We start from the raw sequence: 17,632 nt of genomic DNA on the forward strand, positions 1-17,632 counted from the left end.
CCCTATTGGTTAACCAGTCCGCCAGCCTTACAGGTTGCTATAGCGCTGACGTAGTCGCTGACGAATGATTTCCGCCAGCGTGTTTACAATAAATGTCAGTGCCAATAGCACCAGGGCCGCCAGGAACAGCACACGGAAATGCGACGAGCCTACGGCCGTTTCGGGCAGTTCAACGGCAATATTGGCCGACAGTGTGCGCATGCCCTCAAAGATATTGAAATTGACAACCGGGCTGTTACCGGTCGCCATCAATACAATCATGGTCTCCCCGACCGCGCGTCCGAAGCCCATCATAACGGCTGAGAAAATGCCCGGACTCGCTGTTGGCAATACCACACCCATAACCGTTTGCCATCGCGTCGCACCCAGTGCCAGCGAGCCTTGCGTTAAATGACGAGGTACTGTGAAAACAGCATCTTCAGCAATTGAGAAAATCGTTGGAATGACCGCAAAACCCATCGCGATACCAACAATAAGGGCATTGCGCTGATCGTAAGTAATGCCAATATCGGTGAACCACTGGCGCATACTGCCCTCAAAAAAGGCAACTTCCATCCACGGACTGGACTGTATGCAAATCAACCCGAACAACAGTATGACCGGCACCAGCAGTGCTGCCTCCCAGCCCTCGGGGACTCGATTGCGCCACTCAGCCGGCAGTCTGGACCAGGCGAAGGCAAACAGCAGCATCATCAGAGGCATCAAAATAAAGAAACTGAATACCGCCGGCAGATTACTTTCGACAAAAGGTGCCAGCCACAGACCAGCCAGAAAACCCAGAATAACCGTGGGCAATGCTTCCATGATCTCGATGCTGGGCTTAACAACTCCGCGCAACTTCGGAGTCATAAAATAGGCTGTATAGATAGCGCCCGCAATAGCCAATGGCATTGCAAAGAGCATGGCATAAAAGGCCGCCTTCAGCGTGCCCAGTGACAGTGGCACCAGGCTGAACTTCGATTCGAACTCGTCAGTGCCCGAGGACGACTGCCAGATATACTCCGGATCGGCGCGGCCTTCGTACCAGACCTTGTTCCACATGGCCGACCAGGACAATTGCGGGTGCTCATTCCAGAGACTGGCGGCGGTAATCGTCTGCTGATCGTCCAGCAATAACAGTCGCTCGTTTATCTGGGAAATAGCCACCTGCTGCAGTGCTGAATCACTGAAAGACTCAAGCAGCAGTGTGCGTGAGGAGGTGCCATAGTGGATTCCAATCTCGCCCGCCGCATCGACGGCGACAAAACCTTTGCGCGTGTACTCAGGTGCGATGGCGGTAATAGCGGCACTGTGCTGACGGAAGTTGCGGATTTCCTCGAGGCTGTAATTGTTCTGCTCATCGCGCACCAGAAACCATTGACTGAGTTCTCCGGCATCGGTACCAAAGATCAGAGACACACTGCCCACCAGAAAGGCGGATGCGGTGATATTTCGACCTTTCCCCACATCGGCAGACTGCACCAGCCGGCTCTGAGCAGGATTGGAGATATCGTAATAATGCACCCGACCGCTGGTATCAACCACAAACAGGTTACGAAGCGATTTATCCAGCAATAGTTCCGATGCACGTCCCGGGATGGCCGGCAGAGTATGCGCCGTTCGTGTCACCTGTGTCTGTCCGGTCAGCAGATTGGTTCGTGTGCTCAGATTTACCAGTAATAAACGACCATCCTCGGTCACCGCCGCAATGGCGCTACCGCCCGGCCCACGGGTCACGGTTGCCACTGCCACCTGCTGCAGGGCACGGCCCTGATCATCAATCTGAATGGGTGCCTGACCCAGCGGATACTCCAGTTTCGGCTCCAGAACGCGCGTATCTTCCGGAAAACTGATGTCGAACGCATGACTGACCACCTGTGCCTGACCATTGCTGAAGCCGTAGACATGCGTATTGGAAATCGATTCAGCTGCACCAAACGCTGTGACCCTGGCATCGGTCGGTACGGCTACACTGAAGCGTCTATTTATTGCCCCGGAGTCGGCTTCAAAAAAGACCACTTCTCCGGCTTGTGTATACTGGATGCCCAGCGTTTGATACCGCTCCAACACCAGGCGCAGCGTTGGGCTGTCCTGCACTGGCAATTGATAAGCGACCTGACGGTCTACTGTGGCTCCCCTGAGAATGGGCGCAACTTCATAAAAAAGATAAATAAATATGGTCGCCAGAGCCAGCACAACACCGTAACCGGCCGAGGTGATACCCCATCGGGAGAATTTATCGTTGCGGGCTCGTTTGCGACGCAATGCCTGGCGCTGCTGAGAATCAGGCAACAGGCTCACTTTGGGTTTATCGGGTACAGGAATATCCGGAGAGAGATCGGGCATGGGCGAAGACTGTCCTGATGCATGTGCCAATTTAGATGGGCGGAGCATATCTCAAATTTATGACTGTTTTGTGACAAAACTGTCTTATTTGCTCAATGTGTAAAATCCGGACATCCCTGTCCTGTTTTCATCCAGGGGACAAATCCCCAGCCTGCATCATTCCTGTGACGATCCTGTGACTGGCAGCCAATCTGCAATCATTCAATTCCCAGCTCATTCAGGATACGATCTGCCACGACAGCGGGGAGTGTTACAAAGCCATCACGGTCCACGACTTCCTGACCCAGCTTGCTGTACACCATCTTGACAAATTCCCGTGTCAGCGGATCCAGCGGTCGGTTCGGGTGTTTGTTGATGTAGATAAAGAGATAGCGCGCCAGAGGATAATCACCAGAGGCCGCGTTTTCGGCGTTTGGTTCGAAGGCCTGAGCTCCTTGAGTCGCTGCAATCGGCAGAGCCCGCACACCGGAAGTCTGATAACCAATGCCTGAATAGCCAATGCCGTTAATGGACTCAGTCACTCCCTGAACTACTGATGACGACCCCGGCTGCTCGTTGATGCTGGATTTGAAATCACCACCGCACAGTGCATTGTCTTTGAAGAAACCGTAGGTTCCGGATACGGCGTTTCGGCTATAGAGAGCGAAATCGCGATTCTCCCAGGCTCCGGTCAGACCCAACTGCCCCCAGCGGGTAACGTCCCCAGAATATCCGCAACGACGTGTTGCCGAGAAAATGGCATCAATCTGCGGAATACTCAGCGACTCAACAGGATTATCCCGATTGACAAAAACCGCCAACATGTCAACAGCAACCGGCAGTTCGGTAGGCGGGTAGCCGAAACGGGCCTCAAATTCCTGAATCTCGGACTGGCGCATGCCGCGACTCATTGGTGCCAGCATGGCTGTGCCCTCTGTCAGGGCCGGCGGCGCCGTTGAGGAACCCGCTCCCTGAATCTGTACATTCACATTCGGGTAGAGCTTGTTGAACTCTTCGGCCCACAATGTCATCAGGTTATTCAGCGTATCTGAGCCGATGCTGGAGAGGTTGCCGGATACGCCGGACGCACGCACATATTCGCGCAGGTTCGGATCTACATCGGCCGCCAGTTGGCCGGAAATAACCGCTGTGCCGGACAATGCCAAGGCACTGAGCAGGGTTTTGAATTTTGTCATCCGTCATGTCTCCGTTGTGATGGATCAATAGTCACGCTTTACGTTGCCGCACTATACAAAAACGATATGACAAAATTGTGACAAAGTTGTAATACAAGCCTCATGTGGGAGGAGATTGCAGATCAGTATTTGCAGTTTCTGCTAGCTGTCCATGGTCATGCAAGATGGGCAAAGCTGTCGCAAATTCACTAAGCCGGGCGGCTATGCGAGTCGAGCGCTCAGCCACTCGCAGCATGATGCGCAGGTTATCAATCGCCGGATTCAATCGGCGGACCGGTACCTGACCACTGACCCCCGCCTCCAGCAGCCTGGATTTGAGTAGCCGCCAGTTTTCGCGCAGCTGCTGATAGCGTGCCTCCAGGGCCGCAATGTCAAAATCCGGCAAGCGCGGATCACTGGCCTCTATAAGATTCAAAATCTCAAGTTGGTAGGCTGCCACTTCATCTCGCATCGAGGTTTGCAGTAAAAATTCCACATCGGCGTCATTCTCGGCATTTTCGTGAGCCTGTGCGACAGCCTCATCAATATAGCCGGCGATTCTTAACACCAGTGGCAGCTGTCGGGCCACATCTGTGCTCAGCCGTTCAGACTCCAATTTTGTGACAGCCTGTTCGACCGCCTGAGCCAGCATGCGCAAGCCGTCATGCTGGTCATTCAGGCTCTTGCCGGGCGGGCCTTCATTGCTGAGCGCTGCCACAGCATGTGCGCGGGTCAGTTCAGCCATACGTTGCAGTTCCTGCTGGAAGGCATCGAGAGCCAGCACCGGTGAAACCATGACATTGCTGTCCAGAAACTGGGGGCGACCCAGTTGTTCAACCAGATTGGTAAAGCGCGCTGACAGCCAGCGAGACAACCATCCCATCAAGGGTTGCTGCACAACAACACCAATCAGGTTGAAACTGGTATGAAAGGCCGCCAGGGTCAATGCCGGATACGGCGCAAGCTGCGGATACTGTGCGTACAGATAAATGATAACTGGCAACAGGGCAATGCCCACCAGCGCATTGAAACTGTTGATAAACACATGCCCGGCGGCCACACGACGGGCATTAGGTGTGGCGCCAATCACGGCCAGGGCGGAAGTTGAGGTAGTTCCAACTGTTGCACCAATGACGGCAGCCGCTGCCGCCGGAAAGCTGATCAGCCCGCCAGTTAGTGCCGTCAGGGTCAGCGCAATCGCGGCGCTGGACGACTGGGTGAACAGGGTCATTGCCAGGCCAACCAGCACAAAGGCAATCGCACCCACAAAACCGTCAGGGGACAGAGCGGCCAGATCAATGGACGCGGCGACGCCTTCGAAGGCACTGCGCAGGAAATCAATGCCAATAAAAAACAGGCCAAAGCCGGCGATTGCCTCGCCGATCGCTCCGAGGCGACGCGATGGACCGACCAGGCGCATGATCATGCCCGCGCCTATCAATGGCAGAGCGAAGCTGCTGATTTTGAATTGAAAGCCAACCGCCGACACCAGCCAGCCTGTCATGGTGGTTCCCACGGTGGCGCCTAACACTATTCCCAACGCCTGGAATATGCCAAGTAGCCCGGCGTTTACAAAACCGATAGTGGCCACGGTGACCGCACTGGAGGACTGCACCAGACTGGTCAGAAAAAATCCGGACAGCAGGCCGCGAAAAGTTGTGCGTGTTGAACTGCTCAGAATACCGCGCAGGGAATTGCCAGCCGCCATTTTCAGACCGTCGGTAATCATGGCGACGGCCAGCAGAAACAAACCCAGACCGCCAGCCAATGTGCCTAAAGCAACCAGCATTATTCAATCTCCTGCGCCAGCATGGTGACCGTTTAGCGGAACACGACCGTTTTATTGCCATTAACAATAATACGGTGCTCACAGTGCCACTTTACCGCACGAGCAAAAGCGGCGCATTCGGCATCCCGCCCGATCTGCATCAGTTCTTCAATGTCGAAGTTGTGATCAATGCGCTCCACTGCCTGCTCGATAATCGGACCTTCATCCAGCTCAGTGGTCACATAATGCGCTGTGGCGCCAATAATTTTCACACCACGCATATAAGCCTGCCGATAGGGATTTGCGCCTTTGAATCCGGGCAAAAACGAGTGATGGATATTGATCGCCCGGCCCGCCATCGCCTCGCACATGCGTGGCGAGAGAATCTGCATGTATCGCGCCAGTGCCAGCAGATCCACTGACTGCTCTTGAATGATGTCCAGAATGGCGCTTTCCTGCTGCTGCTTGGTCTCTGGTGTTATCGGCAGGTAATGAAAGTCCAGCCCGTACCATTCCGTGATACCTCGCATATCCTGATGGTTAGAGACTACTCCGACGATATCTGCGGGCAACGCACCGCTGCTCCAGCGATGCAGAATGTCAATCAGACAATGTCCATGCTGGGATACTGCCAACAGCACGCGAGGCCGATGGCGCAGATCGAAGAACTGCCACTGCATCTGAAACTTGTCGGCAACGGACTGGAAGTCTTCATCCAGCTTTTCGGAGCTGGGCAGATCAGCTTCAGCTTCTTCGAACTCTACCCGCATAAAAAACCGGTCGATGACCGGATCACGATGCTGAGCGGCTTCGCTGATAGTTGCACCTCTCTGAAACAGGAAGTCACTCACTGCACGGACAATACCATTGGCTTCCGGACAGGAGACGGTTAACACATATTTGTTTCGGTTATCGATTTTCATACAGCCTGCCTATAAAACAATCGCGCATCTTACCACTTTATGTGCTCTCGCGTGATATGCCCCCCGATCAGGGGGTGTTGCCAGCCACCCTGATTCCTTAGGCTATGGCGACGTTGGGCAATTCTTTTGACAAATCATGGAGCAGAGGTAATGAAAGTATTCAAGCAATGTTTAGCCACCGCCGCAGTGATGCTGGCCAGCAGTGTTGCTCTGGCGCAGAGTGAGGCAACCATTCCGGCCTCAATGCAGGGCACCTATTCGGTATCGTTCCAGATCACGTCAGACGCCAGCAATGCCGCCAACGCGCCGGTCGCTGATGGCGCAACAGCTGACCTGGTTATAGGTCCAGGCGGCGCCTTGTGTATTGCTGAGTATGTGCTTGCGAATCCAGTCCTGGAAAATGACAATCCCTACGAAGCCATCTGGAGCGCGCCGGCACTTAATGTAAAACTGGCCTTGTCTGATATTCAGTCCGGTGACTTCAATGAGCTAAACGTCATGACGACTTCAGGTACCTTTCTGGGACAGTTCTCCGGCCAGAAAAGCAGCAACGACACAACCTGTGCATCGCTGGGCACCAGTCCGGCCGATATCAGCTCCATCGCCGATGTTTTCAAAATGGCCGAGCAGGCGTACTCGCAATATTTCCCGGCTGATCAGGTGAATAACACCTTTGAGGTCATAGACGGCTACATCGCTCGCAGCTACCCATCTACCGGCATTTATATCGGCATCAAAGATGGTACCGTGTACGTCCTGGGCGGCGAGTTTGGCGATACGCCGGTGACCGTTGGCAGCGTAGCCAACACGCTGGCGCAATTGCAAGCTGAAATCAGCGGTGAGCCAGTCACACCTGTTGAAGAACCAACCGTCGATATTCCTGCAGGTGACTACGAACTGACTATTTCCGGCACCGTTACTGCTGTGGTGTTCGGCACCAGCACAACCACGCCGTTCTCGCTGAAAATCGACTCCATTGAAGCGCCCTCATCCAGTGATCTGGATGCGCTGGAGGATGAAGTCAAGAAGGCGCTGGCTGACGCGGATGGCGTTGATGTATCAACCTTCTCCAATTTCACGGTCAGTGAAGTCAGCGTTACCGACAGCCGCGTGTTCTTCCGAGCCGAATTCTCGGCAACCACGGTTTCCAGCGGCGTTACGGTCAATCAGTCCTATAACCTGACTTACGAGTACACCAAGAAGTAAGCCTTGTCCCGCTTTGTTCTCGGGAAGGCCGCAGCCTGTGCTGCGGCCTTTTTTTATTGGCGCGCGCAGGCTATGCTTAGCGCATGATGCGGAAACTGACAATCCCCCCTTTCATGCTGATCATGAGCCTGTTGATCACACTGGCCCTGCCGTCAATTGCGCGGGCAGAGGCTGAGTCGCTGATTGGCACCTGGCGTGGCCAGATGACGGCCGCCCGTTACGAACCTGTCGAATTTGTGCTGCATATCAGCAGCACTGCTAACAACGAATCATACCAGGCCTCACTGGATATCCCGTCCCAGAATCGGGTGGGTTTGCCTGTTGAAACGGTGATTGTTCGAAATGGCCAGATCACCCTTCGACTGCCAGCCCTTCAGGCTGAGTTTTATGGCGACCTGATAAGCGAATCTACCGGCCAGGAGATCGTTGCGCTGCAGGGTGACTGGAATCAGTCAGGTGAATACATTCCGCTGCGCTTCGAGAGAGCGCAGCCCTGAAACTGCACGGAGTCATGTTATGAAGTATCTGCACACCATGGTGCGCGTCAGTAACCTGGACGAATCACTGGATTTTTATTGCAACAAACTGGGGCTGCAGGAACTTCAGCGCAGAGAAAACGAGCAGGGACGTTTTACTTTGGTGTTTCTTGCAGCCCCCGGCGATGAACATGCGCAAATCGAGCTGACCTGGAACTGGGACCCGGAAGAATACAGTGAAGGCCGCAACTTCGGCCACCTCGCCTATCGGGTAGATGATATTTACGCCCTGTGCCAGCGATTGATGGATCAGGGCATCACCATTAACCGCCCGCCGCGCGATGGTCGTATGGCCTTTATCCGCTCCCCTGACAATATTTCTATAGAACTGTTGCAGGCCGGCGAGCCTCTGGCACCAGCCGAGCCATGGCAAAGCATGCCCAACACCGGCAAGTGGTGATCGACATTCGCTTGAGACCACTTCCCTGTCTCGTTTATGATTGCGTCCTTTACCAGCAGGGGACCAGATGATGCAGTTACTCGACGGCAAGCAGACCGCAGAGACCATTAAAACTGAGATAGCGCAACAGGTTGAGCTAATCAAGGCAACTGGCGGCAAAATCCCTCATCTGGCCGCCATCCTGGTCGGCAACGACGGTGCCAGCGAAACTTACGTAAACAGCAAAGTGGCCGACTGCAAGCAAGTGGGTTTTGACTCCACACTGATTCGTTTGCCTGCTGATGTGTCAGAGGACGAGCTGCTTGCTCAGGTCGACAAGCTGAACAGCGACGATGACATCGACGGCTTCATCGTTCAGGTACCCCTGCCCGCTCACATCGACGAAACGCGCGTGACACTGGCCATCGATCCGGCCAAAGACGTAGACGGCTTCTCTCCGACCAACGTGGGCCGTATGTGTCTTGGACTGCCAACCTTTATCTCAGCCACGCCCAACGGCATCATGGAACTGCTCGCCCGCTATCAGGTGAAAACCAGCGGCAAGCACTGCGTGGTTGTTGGTCGCAGCAATATTGTTGGCACCCCCATGTCGATTCTGATGTCACGTAACAGCAACCCTGGCAATGCCACGGTGACACTGGTGCATAGCCGCACACCCAATATGGCCGAGGTCTGCCGCAGCGCTGATATTCTGATTGTAGCCATTGGCAAACCTGACTTTATTACTGGCGATATGGTCAAAGAAGGCGCCACCGTCATTGATGTGGGCATTACCCGTCTGCCCGACAGCTCGCGCGCCAGCGGCTTCCGGCTGACCGGCGATGTGGACTTTACTTCCGTCAGTCCCAAATGTGCCTTTATCACGCCTGTTCCCGGTGGCGTTGGCCCCATGACCCGCGCATCCCTGCTGCAGAATACCCTTAAAGCCCAGAACCTGCGTCAGCAATTCAAGGATTAATTATGTTCGAGAACATCAAGAACCTGCCCGCTGACCCCATTCTGGGCCTCATGGCTGCATATCGTAAAGACAACAATCCGCACAAAGTTGATCTGGGCGTGGGTGTCTACAAGGATGAAGAGGGGCGCACCCCGGTGATGAGAGCCGTAAAAGCGGCTGAACATCATTTATTGGCCACGCAGGACTCAAAAACCTACGTCGCTCCAGCCGGTCAGGACAGTTTTAACCATCACATTGCGAACCTGGTGTTCGGCAAGCGCCTGAATACTGAACTGGGGGGGCGACGGGTCACTTTCCAGACACCCGGCGGTTGCGGAGGGCTGAGACTGGCGGCTGAATTCGTTCAGAAAGTCAGACCCGGTGCCAGAATACTGGTCAGCGATCCGACCTGGGCCAACCATATTCCACTACTGGGTGATGCAGGCTTGCGGATTGAAACCTATCCGTATTACGACAAGGTAAATCATGGCATTCGCTTCGATCAGATGATGGATGCTCTGAGCAAAGCTGGATCTGATGACCTGGTGCTGCTGCACGGCTGCTGTCACAACCCTTGCGGAGCAGATCTGACCCAGCAGCAATGGCAAGCGGTCACTGAGCTGGCACTGCAAAACGGGTTCACACCATTTATCGACATGGCCTATCAGGGCCTGGGCGATGGCCTGGACGAAGACGCTTATGGCGTGCGCCTGATGGCGGAGTCTCTGTCCGAGCTGATCGTCGTCAGCTCCTGCTCAAAGAACTTTGGACTGTATCGAGAGCGAACCGGCGCGCTGAGCCTGATAACCGGCACCCAAAATGCCACAGCAGCAGCGGCCAGCCAGATTGCAGCCACCGCCCGGGGCATGTACTCAATGCCACCGGATCATGGCGCCGCCGTAGTTGCCACTATTCTGGAGGATCAGGCACTGAATAACGATTGGCAGGCGGAATTGCAGCAAGTGCGCAGCCGAATCAATGATCTTAGAGGTGCACTGGTCAAAGCAATCGCCGAACAGGGAGTCGATCAAGATTTCAGTTTTATACAGGCAGAAAAAGGCATGTTTTCCTTCCTGGGCCTGTCTGTTGATCAGGTTCATCGGCTGGTGAACGACTACAGCATTTATCTGGTTGATTCCAGCCGTATCAATATAGCTGGTATCAATCACAATAATCTGCCTTACCTGGCGAGCAGCATCGCCACGGTACTGAAAGACTAAGCTGTTCTGAAAGGCCAAGAGACTGCAGGAAATTGGCCCGGCTGACTGTTACAGGTCACCGGGCCAACAGAATTCACACCCGGATGGTCAGCACATCGCAGTGAATGCCATGCAGGACCGCATTGGCAGTAGAACCGAGCACCGCCCGGACCGGGTTGTGGCCGTGACTGCCAATGACCAGCAGGTCCGTCTTTAGAGACTCAGTCAGCTTCTTGATTTCAGTGGCCGGTTTGCCACGTAAAAAATGCAGTTTGTCCTCACCAACTGATGGAGAGCGTTGCGCCATGGCTGCCTTCATTTTGTCAGCCACCTGCGCCTGGTGCTCTTTCTGGACTTTCTCAAAATCAGCCATATTCAACTCAAAAGAGTAACTGCCCAGCAGTGGTTCAAACACCAGCACCACATTCAGGTCGGCGCCGTTATCACTGGCGATGGCGACTGCTTTGTCGATAATTTTATCTGACTCTTCCGAACCATCTACAGCAACGAGCACGTTCTTGTATCCAGCCATTTTTGCTCTCCCATATTGTTATCCGCATCGTACGGTCTGACAGCATCATAGTGAAAAGTTTGAGGTCGATCAATCAATCATCGCGTGCAATGCTCATTGACAGAAATCACTTGATTCAAATCAAGTTATACCTGCCCTGTCTGCCTCAGGATTGCCATCACAATAGTTCCGGCAATCTGACAACCCCAGGAGACAGACAATGGAAGACAAAATGGTCGTTCGTAACATGAGCATAGCAATTGGCGTGATAGCACTGGTCGCTATTGCCCTGATCACCGTTTCAACCATCATCGGCAACAGCGCCGGCATGTAAGGCTACACATCTTCAGCTGCCCCGTCCTGACCCGGGTACGGGGCGTTGTCGCTGGAGTCTCACTCCCGGTGTCGTGTCGGCAGGACAGATCTGAGTTTCGCGGCGGTTTCCCGTAATGCGTTTTCGGTTGATTGCCAGTCGATACAGGCATCCGTAATAGATACACCGTACTGAATTTCTTCCAGATCATCCGGAATGGGCTGATTACCGGCATTGATATTGCTCTCCAGCATCACACCCATAATTGACTGATTGCCTGCCACAATTTGCTCTGTCACGTCCTTCAGAACATCTAACTGACGTTCATGTTGTTTGTTGGAATTACCATGACTGCAATCAATCATGATATTCAGAGGCAATGCCGCTTTATGCAATTCTTCCTCGCAGGCTTTGACCGCTTCGGCATGGTAGTTAGGCTGTTTGCCGCCACGCAGAATGACATGGCAATGCGGATTGCCGGAGGTCCGGAAAGCAGCCACTTTGCCGCCTTCAGTAACACTGATAAAGGTATTAACAGCAGACGCCGCGCGAATGGCATTAACGGCAACTGACAGGGTACCATCCACATTATTCTTGAATCCCACTGCCGAAGAAATGCCACTGGACAGTTTGCGATGCGTGGGTGATTCGGTGGTTCGGGCGCCAATGGCGGTCCAGCTCACAAGATCCTGCAGATACTGGGGCGATATCAGATCAAGCGCCTCTACACCAATCGGCAAACCCAGCTCGTTAATATCAATCATCAGTTGGCGGCCAATTCTCAGGCCATGCTCTATGCGGTGACTGCCATCCAGATGAGGATCATAAATAAGACCTTCCCAGCCGACCGTCGTGCGTGGCTTTTCAAAGTAGACCCGCATGACAATCATCAGTGTATCTTTCAGTTCATCTGCCAGCACTTTCAGACGGCGCGCATAATCCATGGCCAGCGCCGGGTCATGAATTGAACAGGGACCAACAATCACCAGCAGCCGGTGATCTTTGTGTTCCAGTATGCCTTTGACACTCCTGTGTCCATATAACACTGTATCCAGGGCAGTGCCCCGCAAAGGCATGGATTTCTTAAGTTCGGCCGGTGAAGGCAACTCCTCGCAGGCAATGATATGTAAATTATCGACTTCGGCGGTGCGCTTGCTCATAAATCTGATCTCATGGTTGGAACATCTTGCCATCTGCTACTGCATTCTGGTGTCACCTGCCTCACGATTCAAGCCTGGCGCCGGAAATCTCCCGCTCGCATGCCGCTCAGCAGCAATGTCCCAGCGTATACCAACATACCACCAAAACACAGCAGACCCATCATCCACACCTGGCGCCAGGTCGACCAGTCCAGCCAGTCCCGCCAGTCTCCGGCCAGCCAGATGAGAAACAGACTCATAACGACATTGGCTACAGTCACCCGTGCGCTGAACAAAGCCCAGCCCGGCTGAAATTGAAACACACCCGCTTTCTTGAGGCCGACCCAGAGCATACCCGCATTGAGGAACGCTGCCAGTGATGTCGCCAGCGCCAGACCTGTATGCGCCATCTGCAGGCCAAACACCAGGATCACGTTCAGGATCATATTAACAATCATGGCGATGATGCCGATGCGCACCGGCGTGCGTGTATCCTGGCGGGAATAGAAACCCGGCGCGAACACCTTGATCGCCATGAAGGCCACCAGACCCAGAGAGTAGGCCTGCAGGCTCCGGGTCACTTGCACAACATCTTCAGTGACAAAGTTATCGCCGTGAAACAGCGTAATAATCATCGGTTCGGACAACAGAACCAGAGCCAGACTGGCTGGCAGAGCGATCAGCAGGATCAGACGAAAAGCCCAATCCAGCAATGCCGCAAACGCTTCAGCAGACTGCTCAGCATGACGGCGAGACAGGCTGGGCAGAACTACCGTTGCAACTGCCACCGCGAATATACCCAGCGGCAGATCCATCAACCGCTCCGAGAAATAAAGCCAGGAGACACTACCAGCAACCAGCAAAGAAGCGATAAACGTATCAAACAAGAGATTAATCTGGCTGACGGATACGCCAAACATGGCTGGAATCATCAGCCTGATAATGCGACCGACGCCTTCATGGCCGCGTTTGATGACAGGTTTCGGCATTAGCTGCAGACGAATCAGAAACGGTAATTGAAAGAGCAGTTGACTGATGCCGGCTATCAGAACACCCCAGGCCAGCGCCACTTCCGGTCTGGAAAAATACGGACTAAGCAACAGAGCCGATGCTATCAATGACAGATTCAGTAAGGCTGGTGTGAGCGCTGGCACGGCAAACCTGTCATAACTGTTCAGAATGGAACCGGCGAAGGCGGTCAGGGAAATCAACAGCAGATAGGGAAAGGTAATGCGCAGCATGTGCACAAACAGATCAAACTTTTCCGGATCAGCCGTAAACCCATAAGCAATCGGCAAGGCCACCAGCGGCGCTGCCAACACCACTGCGAGCGTAATCAGCAGCAGAACTGAGCCAAGATAGCCGGCCACAGCATTGACCAGCTCCTGTACCTGCGCCAGCGAACGCTGGCTGCGGTATTCTGACAGCACCGGCACAAAGGCCTGGTTAAACGCACCCTCGGCGAAAAGACGGCGCAGGAAGTTCGGTATCTTGAATGCCAGAAAGAAAGCATCGGCACCATCACCTGGACCAAATACGCGGGCCAGCACGATATCGCGGACCAGCCCAAGAACGCGCGACACTGATGTCATGCTACCAGTAACAGCACTGGCTCGCAGCAGGCCACGTGGCCGCGGCTTCACCTGAGAGCCCGATGGCTGTTGCTTGTCTGCCGGATCCTGTGTCAAAGCGTTTGCATTCCCGTCAAGTCTGTACCCGCGACCGGCATTCTATTATGCTGCGCGTGGCGTATTATCGCAGTTTCACAAAAAAATGCAGGTTATAAACTCTACTGGCAGAATAACAATTATGGAAAAGAACCGACTGATTGAACGTTGGCGGGCTACCGGGCCTGGCCTGATTATGGCAGCGGCGGCCGTAGGGGCCTCACATTTGGTAGCTTCGACCCAGTCCGGCGCACTGTTTGGGTGGCAGCTGTTATGGCTGATTGTCCTGGTTAACGCTCTTAAATACCCATTTTTCCGCTTTGGCGTGCAGTACACACTGAGCAGCAATGAAAGCCTGGTGGAAGGCTATCTGCGCAAGGGTCGTGGCTGGCTGATAGCCTTTACGCTGTTGAATCTTGTGGCGGCGGTTGTCAATACCGCCGGCGTGTTGCTGCTGACCGCCAGCCTGTTGCAATATTTTATCCCCGGCAACCTGTCACTGACATTTCTGTGCATTCTGCTTCTGGCAATCTGTCTGTTGATTTTGCTGGCCGGCCATTACCGGGTACTGGATGGTCTGTCACGCCTGTTGATGCTGGTGCTGACCATCTGCACGTTGGTCGCCCTGGCGATTGCCTGGAACAACGGACCCATGGCACCGGCTGATTATGTCAGTCCCTCTCCCTGGCAGTTGTCGGCATTGGCTTTTATTGTTGCTACCATGGGCTGGATGCCGGTGCCCATCGAACTGTCAGCCATCAACTCAATGTGGCTGCGTTCGAAACAGCGTCTGACGCAGGTAAACCTGAGCGACGGACTGTTTGACTTTAATCTGGGATATGCGATGGCCGTCATTCTGGCCGTTGTTTTTCTGGCCCTGGGTGCCTTGCTGCAACATGGCACCGAACAGGAAATCCAGATGGCGGGCGCCGCCTTCGCTCAACAATTAGTGTCCATGTATGCCGGTACTATCGGCGAATGGGCGAGATCATTCATCGCGTTTATTGCTTTTATGTGTATGTTTGGTACCACCCTGGCAGTGCTCGATGGTTATGCACGTACACTGAACGAGTCTTTTCATTTGCTAAGGGATCAAAATGCTCCCCGTGCAGGATGGACATTGAGCGCATGGATAGTTGCCCAGTCCGCAGCCGGTATGTCCATTATCCTGTTCTTCCAGACAGCACTGAGTCCTATGTTGACCTTTGCCATGACCCTGGCCTTTCTGACCACGCCGTTTTTTGCCTGGCTGAATTTCAGCCTGATGCGAAATCTGGGCACCATGAGCAAGGGCATGGCCATGTGGGCCTGGGTCGGTATTATCTATCTCAGCGCATTCAGTATTCTTTATCTGATCTGGTACCTGTTCATTTGAGCAGGTACCAGACCGAAGGCCGCAATTACTTATTCAGCGCACGCAACATCCAGGCCGTTTTTTCATGGATACGCATACGGTCTGAGGCCAGCGCGGCTGTTGACTCGTCATCGGCTTCCTGCGCCAGTTTAAGGACATCACGACAGCTCTTGACGACCTGTTCATGGCCTTTGGTCAACAGATCAACCATGGTTTTACCATCCGGCACACCTTCCACCTCTTCAATAGAGCTGAGTCGTGCGAACTCCTTGTAGGTGCCCGGCGCGGGAACATCCAGGGTGCGGATACGTTCAGCAATCTCATCGACAGCCAGCGCCAGTTCGGTGTAATGTTCTTCAAACATCAGGTGCAATTCACGGAACTGCGGGCCTTCAACGTTCCAGTGGAAATTATGAGTCTGCAGGTACAGGGTGTAGGAATCGGCCAGCAGACGCTTCAGCCCCTCGGCAATGTTGACCCGGTCAGCCTGCTTGATGCCAATATCGATCTTGCTCATAATTCAATCTCCTCCTTTGTGGTCACCTCAGCTTAACACAGCCAGATGTCAGTCGATCAGCCAGGCAGTAAATTAAGATTCTCGCTTGACATGTCTGCTCATAATCGGCATAGTACCGCGTCTTGAATTTTGCCACACGTTGACAGTATCGTAAGGAGCATCAGTTGGCCAACACTGCACAAGCCCGTAAGCGCGCGCGGCAAAATGAAACCGCCCGCCGTCACAACGCCAGTTTCCGTTCAATGGTTCGTACCTACATCAAAAAGGTTGTAACTGCCATTGAAGAAGGCAACTATGAAAATGCGACCGCTGCCTATAATCGCGCAGTTCCGGTGATCGACCGTATGGCGGATAAAGGCATTATCCACAAGAACAAGGCAGCGCGGCACAAAAGCCGTCTGAATGCTGCGATTGTGGCACTGAAAGCCTGATAAGCGATTCTCAGTGTCGTATCATTTGATGATGTCGACAGTGACTGACAAAAAAAGGCCGCTGATGCGGCCTTTTTTATTGGTCTATTTTATTGTCCTGGCTGATGGCTTGCCACACCCGCAGACATTAGTGGTCGTTCAGTACCAGATTATCGCGATGAATCATCTCCGGATCGCCGGCATAACCGAGCAGGGATTCAATCATTCGACTGGGCTGCCTGACCAGCTGCCCGGCCTCAGTGCTATTGTAGTTGACCAGTCCGCGGGCGACCTCCTGACCTGACTCATTAACGCATGCCACAACTTCGCCCCGGTCAAAGCGTCCGTTCACTGCAATCACGCCGACAGGCAGCAGACTGCGCCCGGATTCACGTAACACACGTTCTGCGCCGGTATCTACAGTCAAACTGCCCTTAACCTTCAACTGCCCTGCCAGCCATTGCTTGCGCGCCGCAACAGGCTGTTTCTCCGGCAACAGGCGGGTACCTATAGACTCACCTTGTACCAGGCGCAGCAGCACGTCAGACTCGCGCCCATTGACAATGATTGTACAGGCGCCGGAACGGGCTGCCAGTCGCGCCGCAGTAATCTTGGTGCGCATACCACCGCGCCCAAGCGAGCCGCTGCCGCCGGCCATTTTCAGCAAGGCCGGATCTGCCGCCATCGCCTCTGAAATCAATGGCGCATCCGGAACAGCCCGTGGATCTTCGCGATGCAAGCCGCGCTGATCTGTCAGGATAACAAGCGTGTCTGCGCCCAACAGATTGGCTACCAGGGCTCCCAGCGTATCGTTATCACCAAAACACAGCTCAGCGGTTGCCACAGTGTCATTCTCATTGATCACTGGCACCACCCCCATATCCACCAGGCCGGTGAGCGTGCTACGCGCGTTGAGATAACGACGGCGGTTAGCCAGATCATCGTGCGTCAACAGAACCTGGGCAGTATGCACACCAAATTGTTGAAAACGGGTTTCATAGGTCTGGACCAGCCCCATCTGACCCACTGCCGCTGCCGCTTGCTGCAAATGCACCTGTCGCGGGCGGGATTTCAGACCCAGGCGGGCGACACCTTCAGCCACCGCGCCGGAAGACACCAATACAACCTCAATGCCCTTCTCCCGCAATCCAACCAACTGCCTGACCCACTCAGAGATTGCCGCGTGATCCAGCCCTGTCCCATTATTGGTAATCAGCGAGCTGCCGATCTTTACAACCCAGCGGCGCTTAACAACTTCCTGATTGCTGCTCAT

The 17,632-nt window shown here is 54.0% G+C and carries 16 protein-coding genes; 7 read left to right on the plus strand and 9 right to left on the minus strand.

What is annotated here, in order from left to right; translation table 11 throughout:
- Positions 1 to 27: 27 nt before the first annotated feature.
- The 4 genes from PS2015_RS10355 to purU form a co-directional block, all read right to left on the minus strand.
- A complete protein-coding gene (locus tag PS2015_RS10355) occupies positions 28 to 2,325 on the minus strand; it encodes an ABC transporter permease subunit (RefSeq protein ID WP_058022172.1) in 2,298 nt (765 codons plus the stop codon).
- Positions 2,326 to 2,522: 197 nt separating this feature from the next.
- Positions 2,523 to 3,500, minus strand: a complete 978-nt coding sequence (locus PS2015_RS10360; RefSeq protein WP_058022173.1) for a PstS family phosphate ABC transporter substrate-binding protein — start codon at positions 3,498 to 3,500, stop codon at positions 2,523 to 2,525.
- Between the two features lie 100 nt (positions 3,501 to 3,600).
- Positions 3,601 to 5,268 (minus strand): Na/Pi cotransporter family protein, encoded by a 1,668-nt coding sequence (locus PS2015_RS10365; RefSeq protein ID WP_058022174.1) that lies wholly within the window; start codon positions 5,266 to 5,268, stop codon positions 3,601 to 3,603.
- A 32-nt stretch (positions 5,269 to 5,300) separates the two neighbouring features.
- Positions 5,301 to 6,170, minus strand: coding sequence for a formyltetrahydrofolate deformylase (gene purU, locus PS2015_RS10370; protein WP_058022175.1), 870 nt, complete (start codon positions 6,168 to 6,170; stop codon positions 5,301 to 5,303).
- A 150-nt stretch (positions 6,171 to 6,320) separates the two neighbouring features.
- Between purU and PS2015_RS10375 the strand changes: the two genes are divergently transcribed.
- The 5 genes from PS2015_RS10375 (at position 6,321) to PS2015_RS10395 (ending at position 10,469) form a co-directional block, all read left to right on the plus strand.
- A complete protein-coding gene (locus PS2015_RS10375; RefSeq protein ID WP_058022176.1) occupies positions 6,321 to 7,376 on the plus strand; it encodes a hypothetical protein in 1,056 nt (351 codons plus the stop codon).
- Between the two features lie 83 nt (positions 7,377 to 7,459).
- Entirely contained in the window at positions 7,460 to 7,873 is a 414-nt protein-coding gene (locus tag PS2015_RS10380; protein ID WP_058022177.1) for a hypothetical protein, read from the plus strand.
- A 19-nt stretch (positions 7,874 to 7,892) separates the two neighbouring features.
- A complete protein-coding gene (locus PS2015_RS10385) occupies positions 7,893 to 8,312 on the plus strand; it encodes a VOC family protein (RefSeq protein ID WP_058022178.1) in 420 nt (139 codons plus the stop codon).
- 67 nt (positions 8,313 to 8,379) lie between these two features.
- A complete protein-coding gene (locus tag PS2015_RS10390) occupies positions 8,380 to 9,270 on the plus strand; it encodes a bifunctional 5,10-methylenetetrahydrofolate dehydrogenase/5,10-methenyltetrahydrofolate cyclohydrolase (protein ID WP_335338233.1) in 891 nt (296 codons plus the stop codon).
- 2 nt (positions 9,271 to 9,272) lie between these two features.
- On the plus strand, positions 9,273 to 10,469 hold the full coding sequence (locus PS2015_RS10395; protein WP_058022179.1) for an amino acid aminotransferase: 1,197 nt from the start codon (positions 9,273 to 9,275) through the stop codon (positions 10,467 to 10,469).
- Between the two features lie 73 nt (positions 10,470 to 10,542).
- Here the strand turns inward: PS2015_RS10395 and PS2015_RS10400 are convergent, their stop codons facing one another.
- The 3 genes from PS2015_RS10400 to murJ form a co-directional block, all read right to left on the minus strand.
- Positions 10,543 to 10,980, minus strand: a complete 438-nt coding sequence (locus PS2015_RS10400) for a universal stress protein (RefSeq protein ID WP_058022180.1) — start codon at positions 10,978 to 10,980, stop codon at positions 10,543 to 10,545.
- Positions 10,981 to 11,352: 372 nt separating this feature from the next.
- Complete coding sequence (locus PS2015_RS10405) at positions 11,353 to 12,432, minus strand: 3-deoxy-7-phosphoheptulonate synthase (protein WP_058023275.1); 1,080 nt, start codon at positions 12,430 to 12,432, stop codon at positions 11,353 to 11,355.
- 68 nt (positions 12,433 to 12,500) lie between these two features.
- A complete protein-coding gene (gene murJ / locus PS2015_RS10410; RefSeq protein WP_335338273.1) occupies positions 12,501 to 14,054 on the minus strand; it encodes a murein biosynthesis integral membrane protein MurJ in 1,554 nt (517 codons plus the stop codon).
- Positions 14,055 to 14,220: 166 nt separating this feature from the next.
- Here murJ and PS2015_RS10415 point away from each other — a divergent pair, with 166 nt between their 5' ends.
- Complete coding sequence (locus tag PS2015_RS10415; RefSeq protein ID WP_058022182.1) at positions 14,221 to 15,453, plus strand: NRAMP family divalent metal transporter; 1,233 nt, start codon at positions 14,221 to 14,223, stop codon at positions 15,451 to 15,453.
- Between the two features lie 25 nt (positions 15,454 to 15,478).
- Here PS2015_RS10415 and PS2015_RS10420 read toward each other — a convergent pair whose 3' ends face one another.
- Complete coding sequence (locus PS2015_RS10420; protein ID WP_058022183.1) at positions 15,479 to 15,949, minus strand: Dps family protein; 471 nt, start codon at positions 15,947 to 15,949, stop codon at positions 15,479 to 15,481.
- Positions 15,950 to 16,113: 164 nt separating this feature from the next.
- On the opposite strand from PS2015_RS10420, the gene rpsT reads away from it, so the two are divergent.
- Positions 16,114 to 16,380: a 30S ribosomal protein S20 gene (rpsT, locus tag PS2015_RS10425; RefSeq protein ID WP_058022184.1), complete on the plus strand. Its 267-nt coding sequence runs from the start codon at positions 16,114 to 16,116 to the stop codon at positions 16,378 to 16,380.
- 127 nt (positions 16,381 to 16,507) lie between these two features.
- On the opposite strand, the gene proB is transcribed toward rpsT, so the two are convergent.
- On the minus strand, positions 16,508 to 17,632 hold the full coding sequence (gene proB, locus PS2015_RS10430) for a glutamate 5-kinase (RefSeq protein WP_058022185.1): 1,125 nt from the start codon (positions 17,630 to 17,632) through the stop codon (positions 16,508 to 16,510).

Origin of the sequence: Pseudohongiella spirulinae, assembly GCF_001444425.1 — a bacterium.
Taxonomy (GTDB): Bacteria; Pseudomonadota; Gammaproteobacteria; order Pseudomonadales; family Pseudohongiellaceae; genus Pseudohongiella; species Pseudohongiella spirulinae.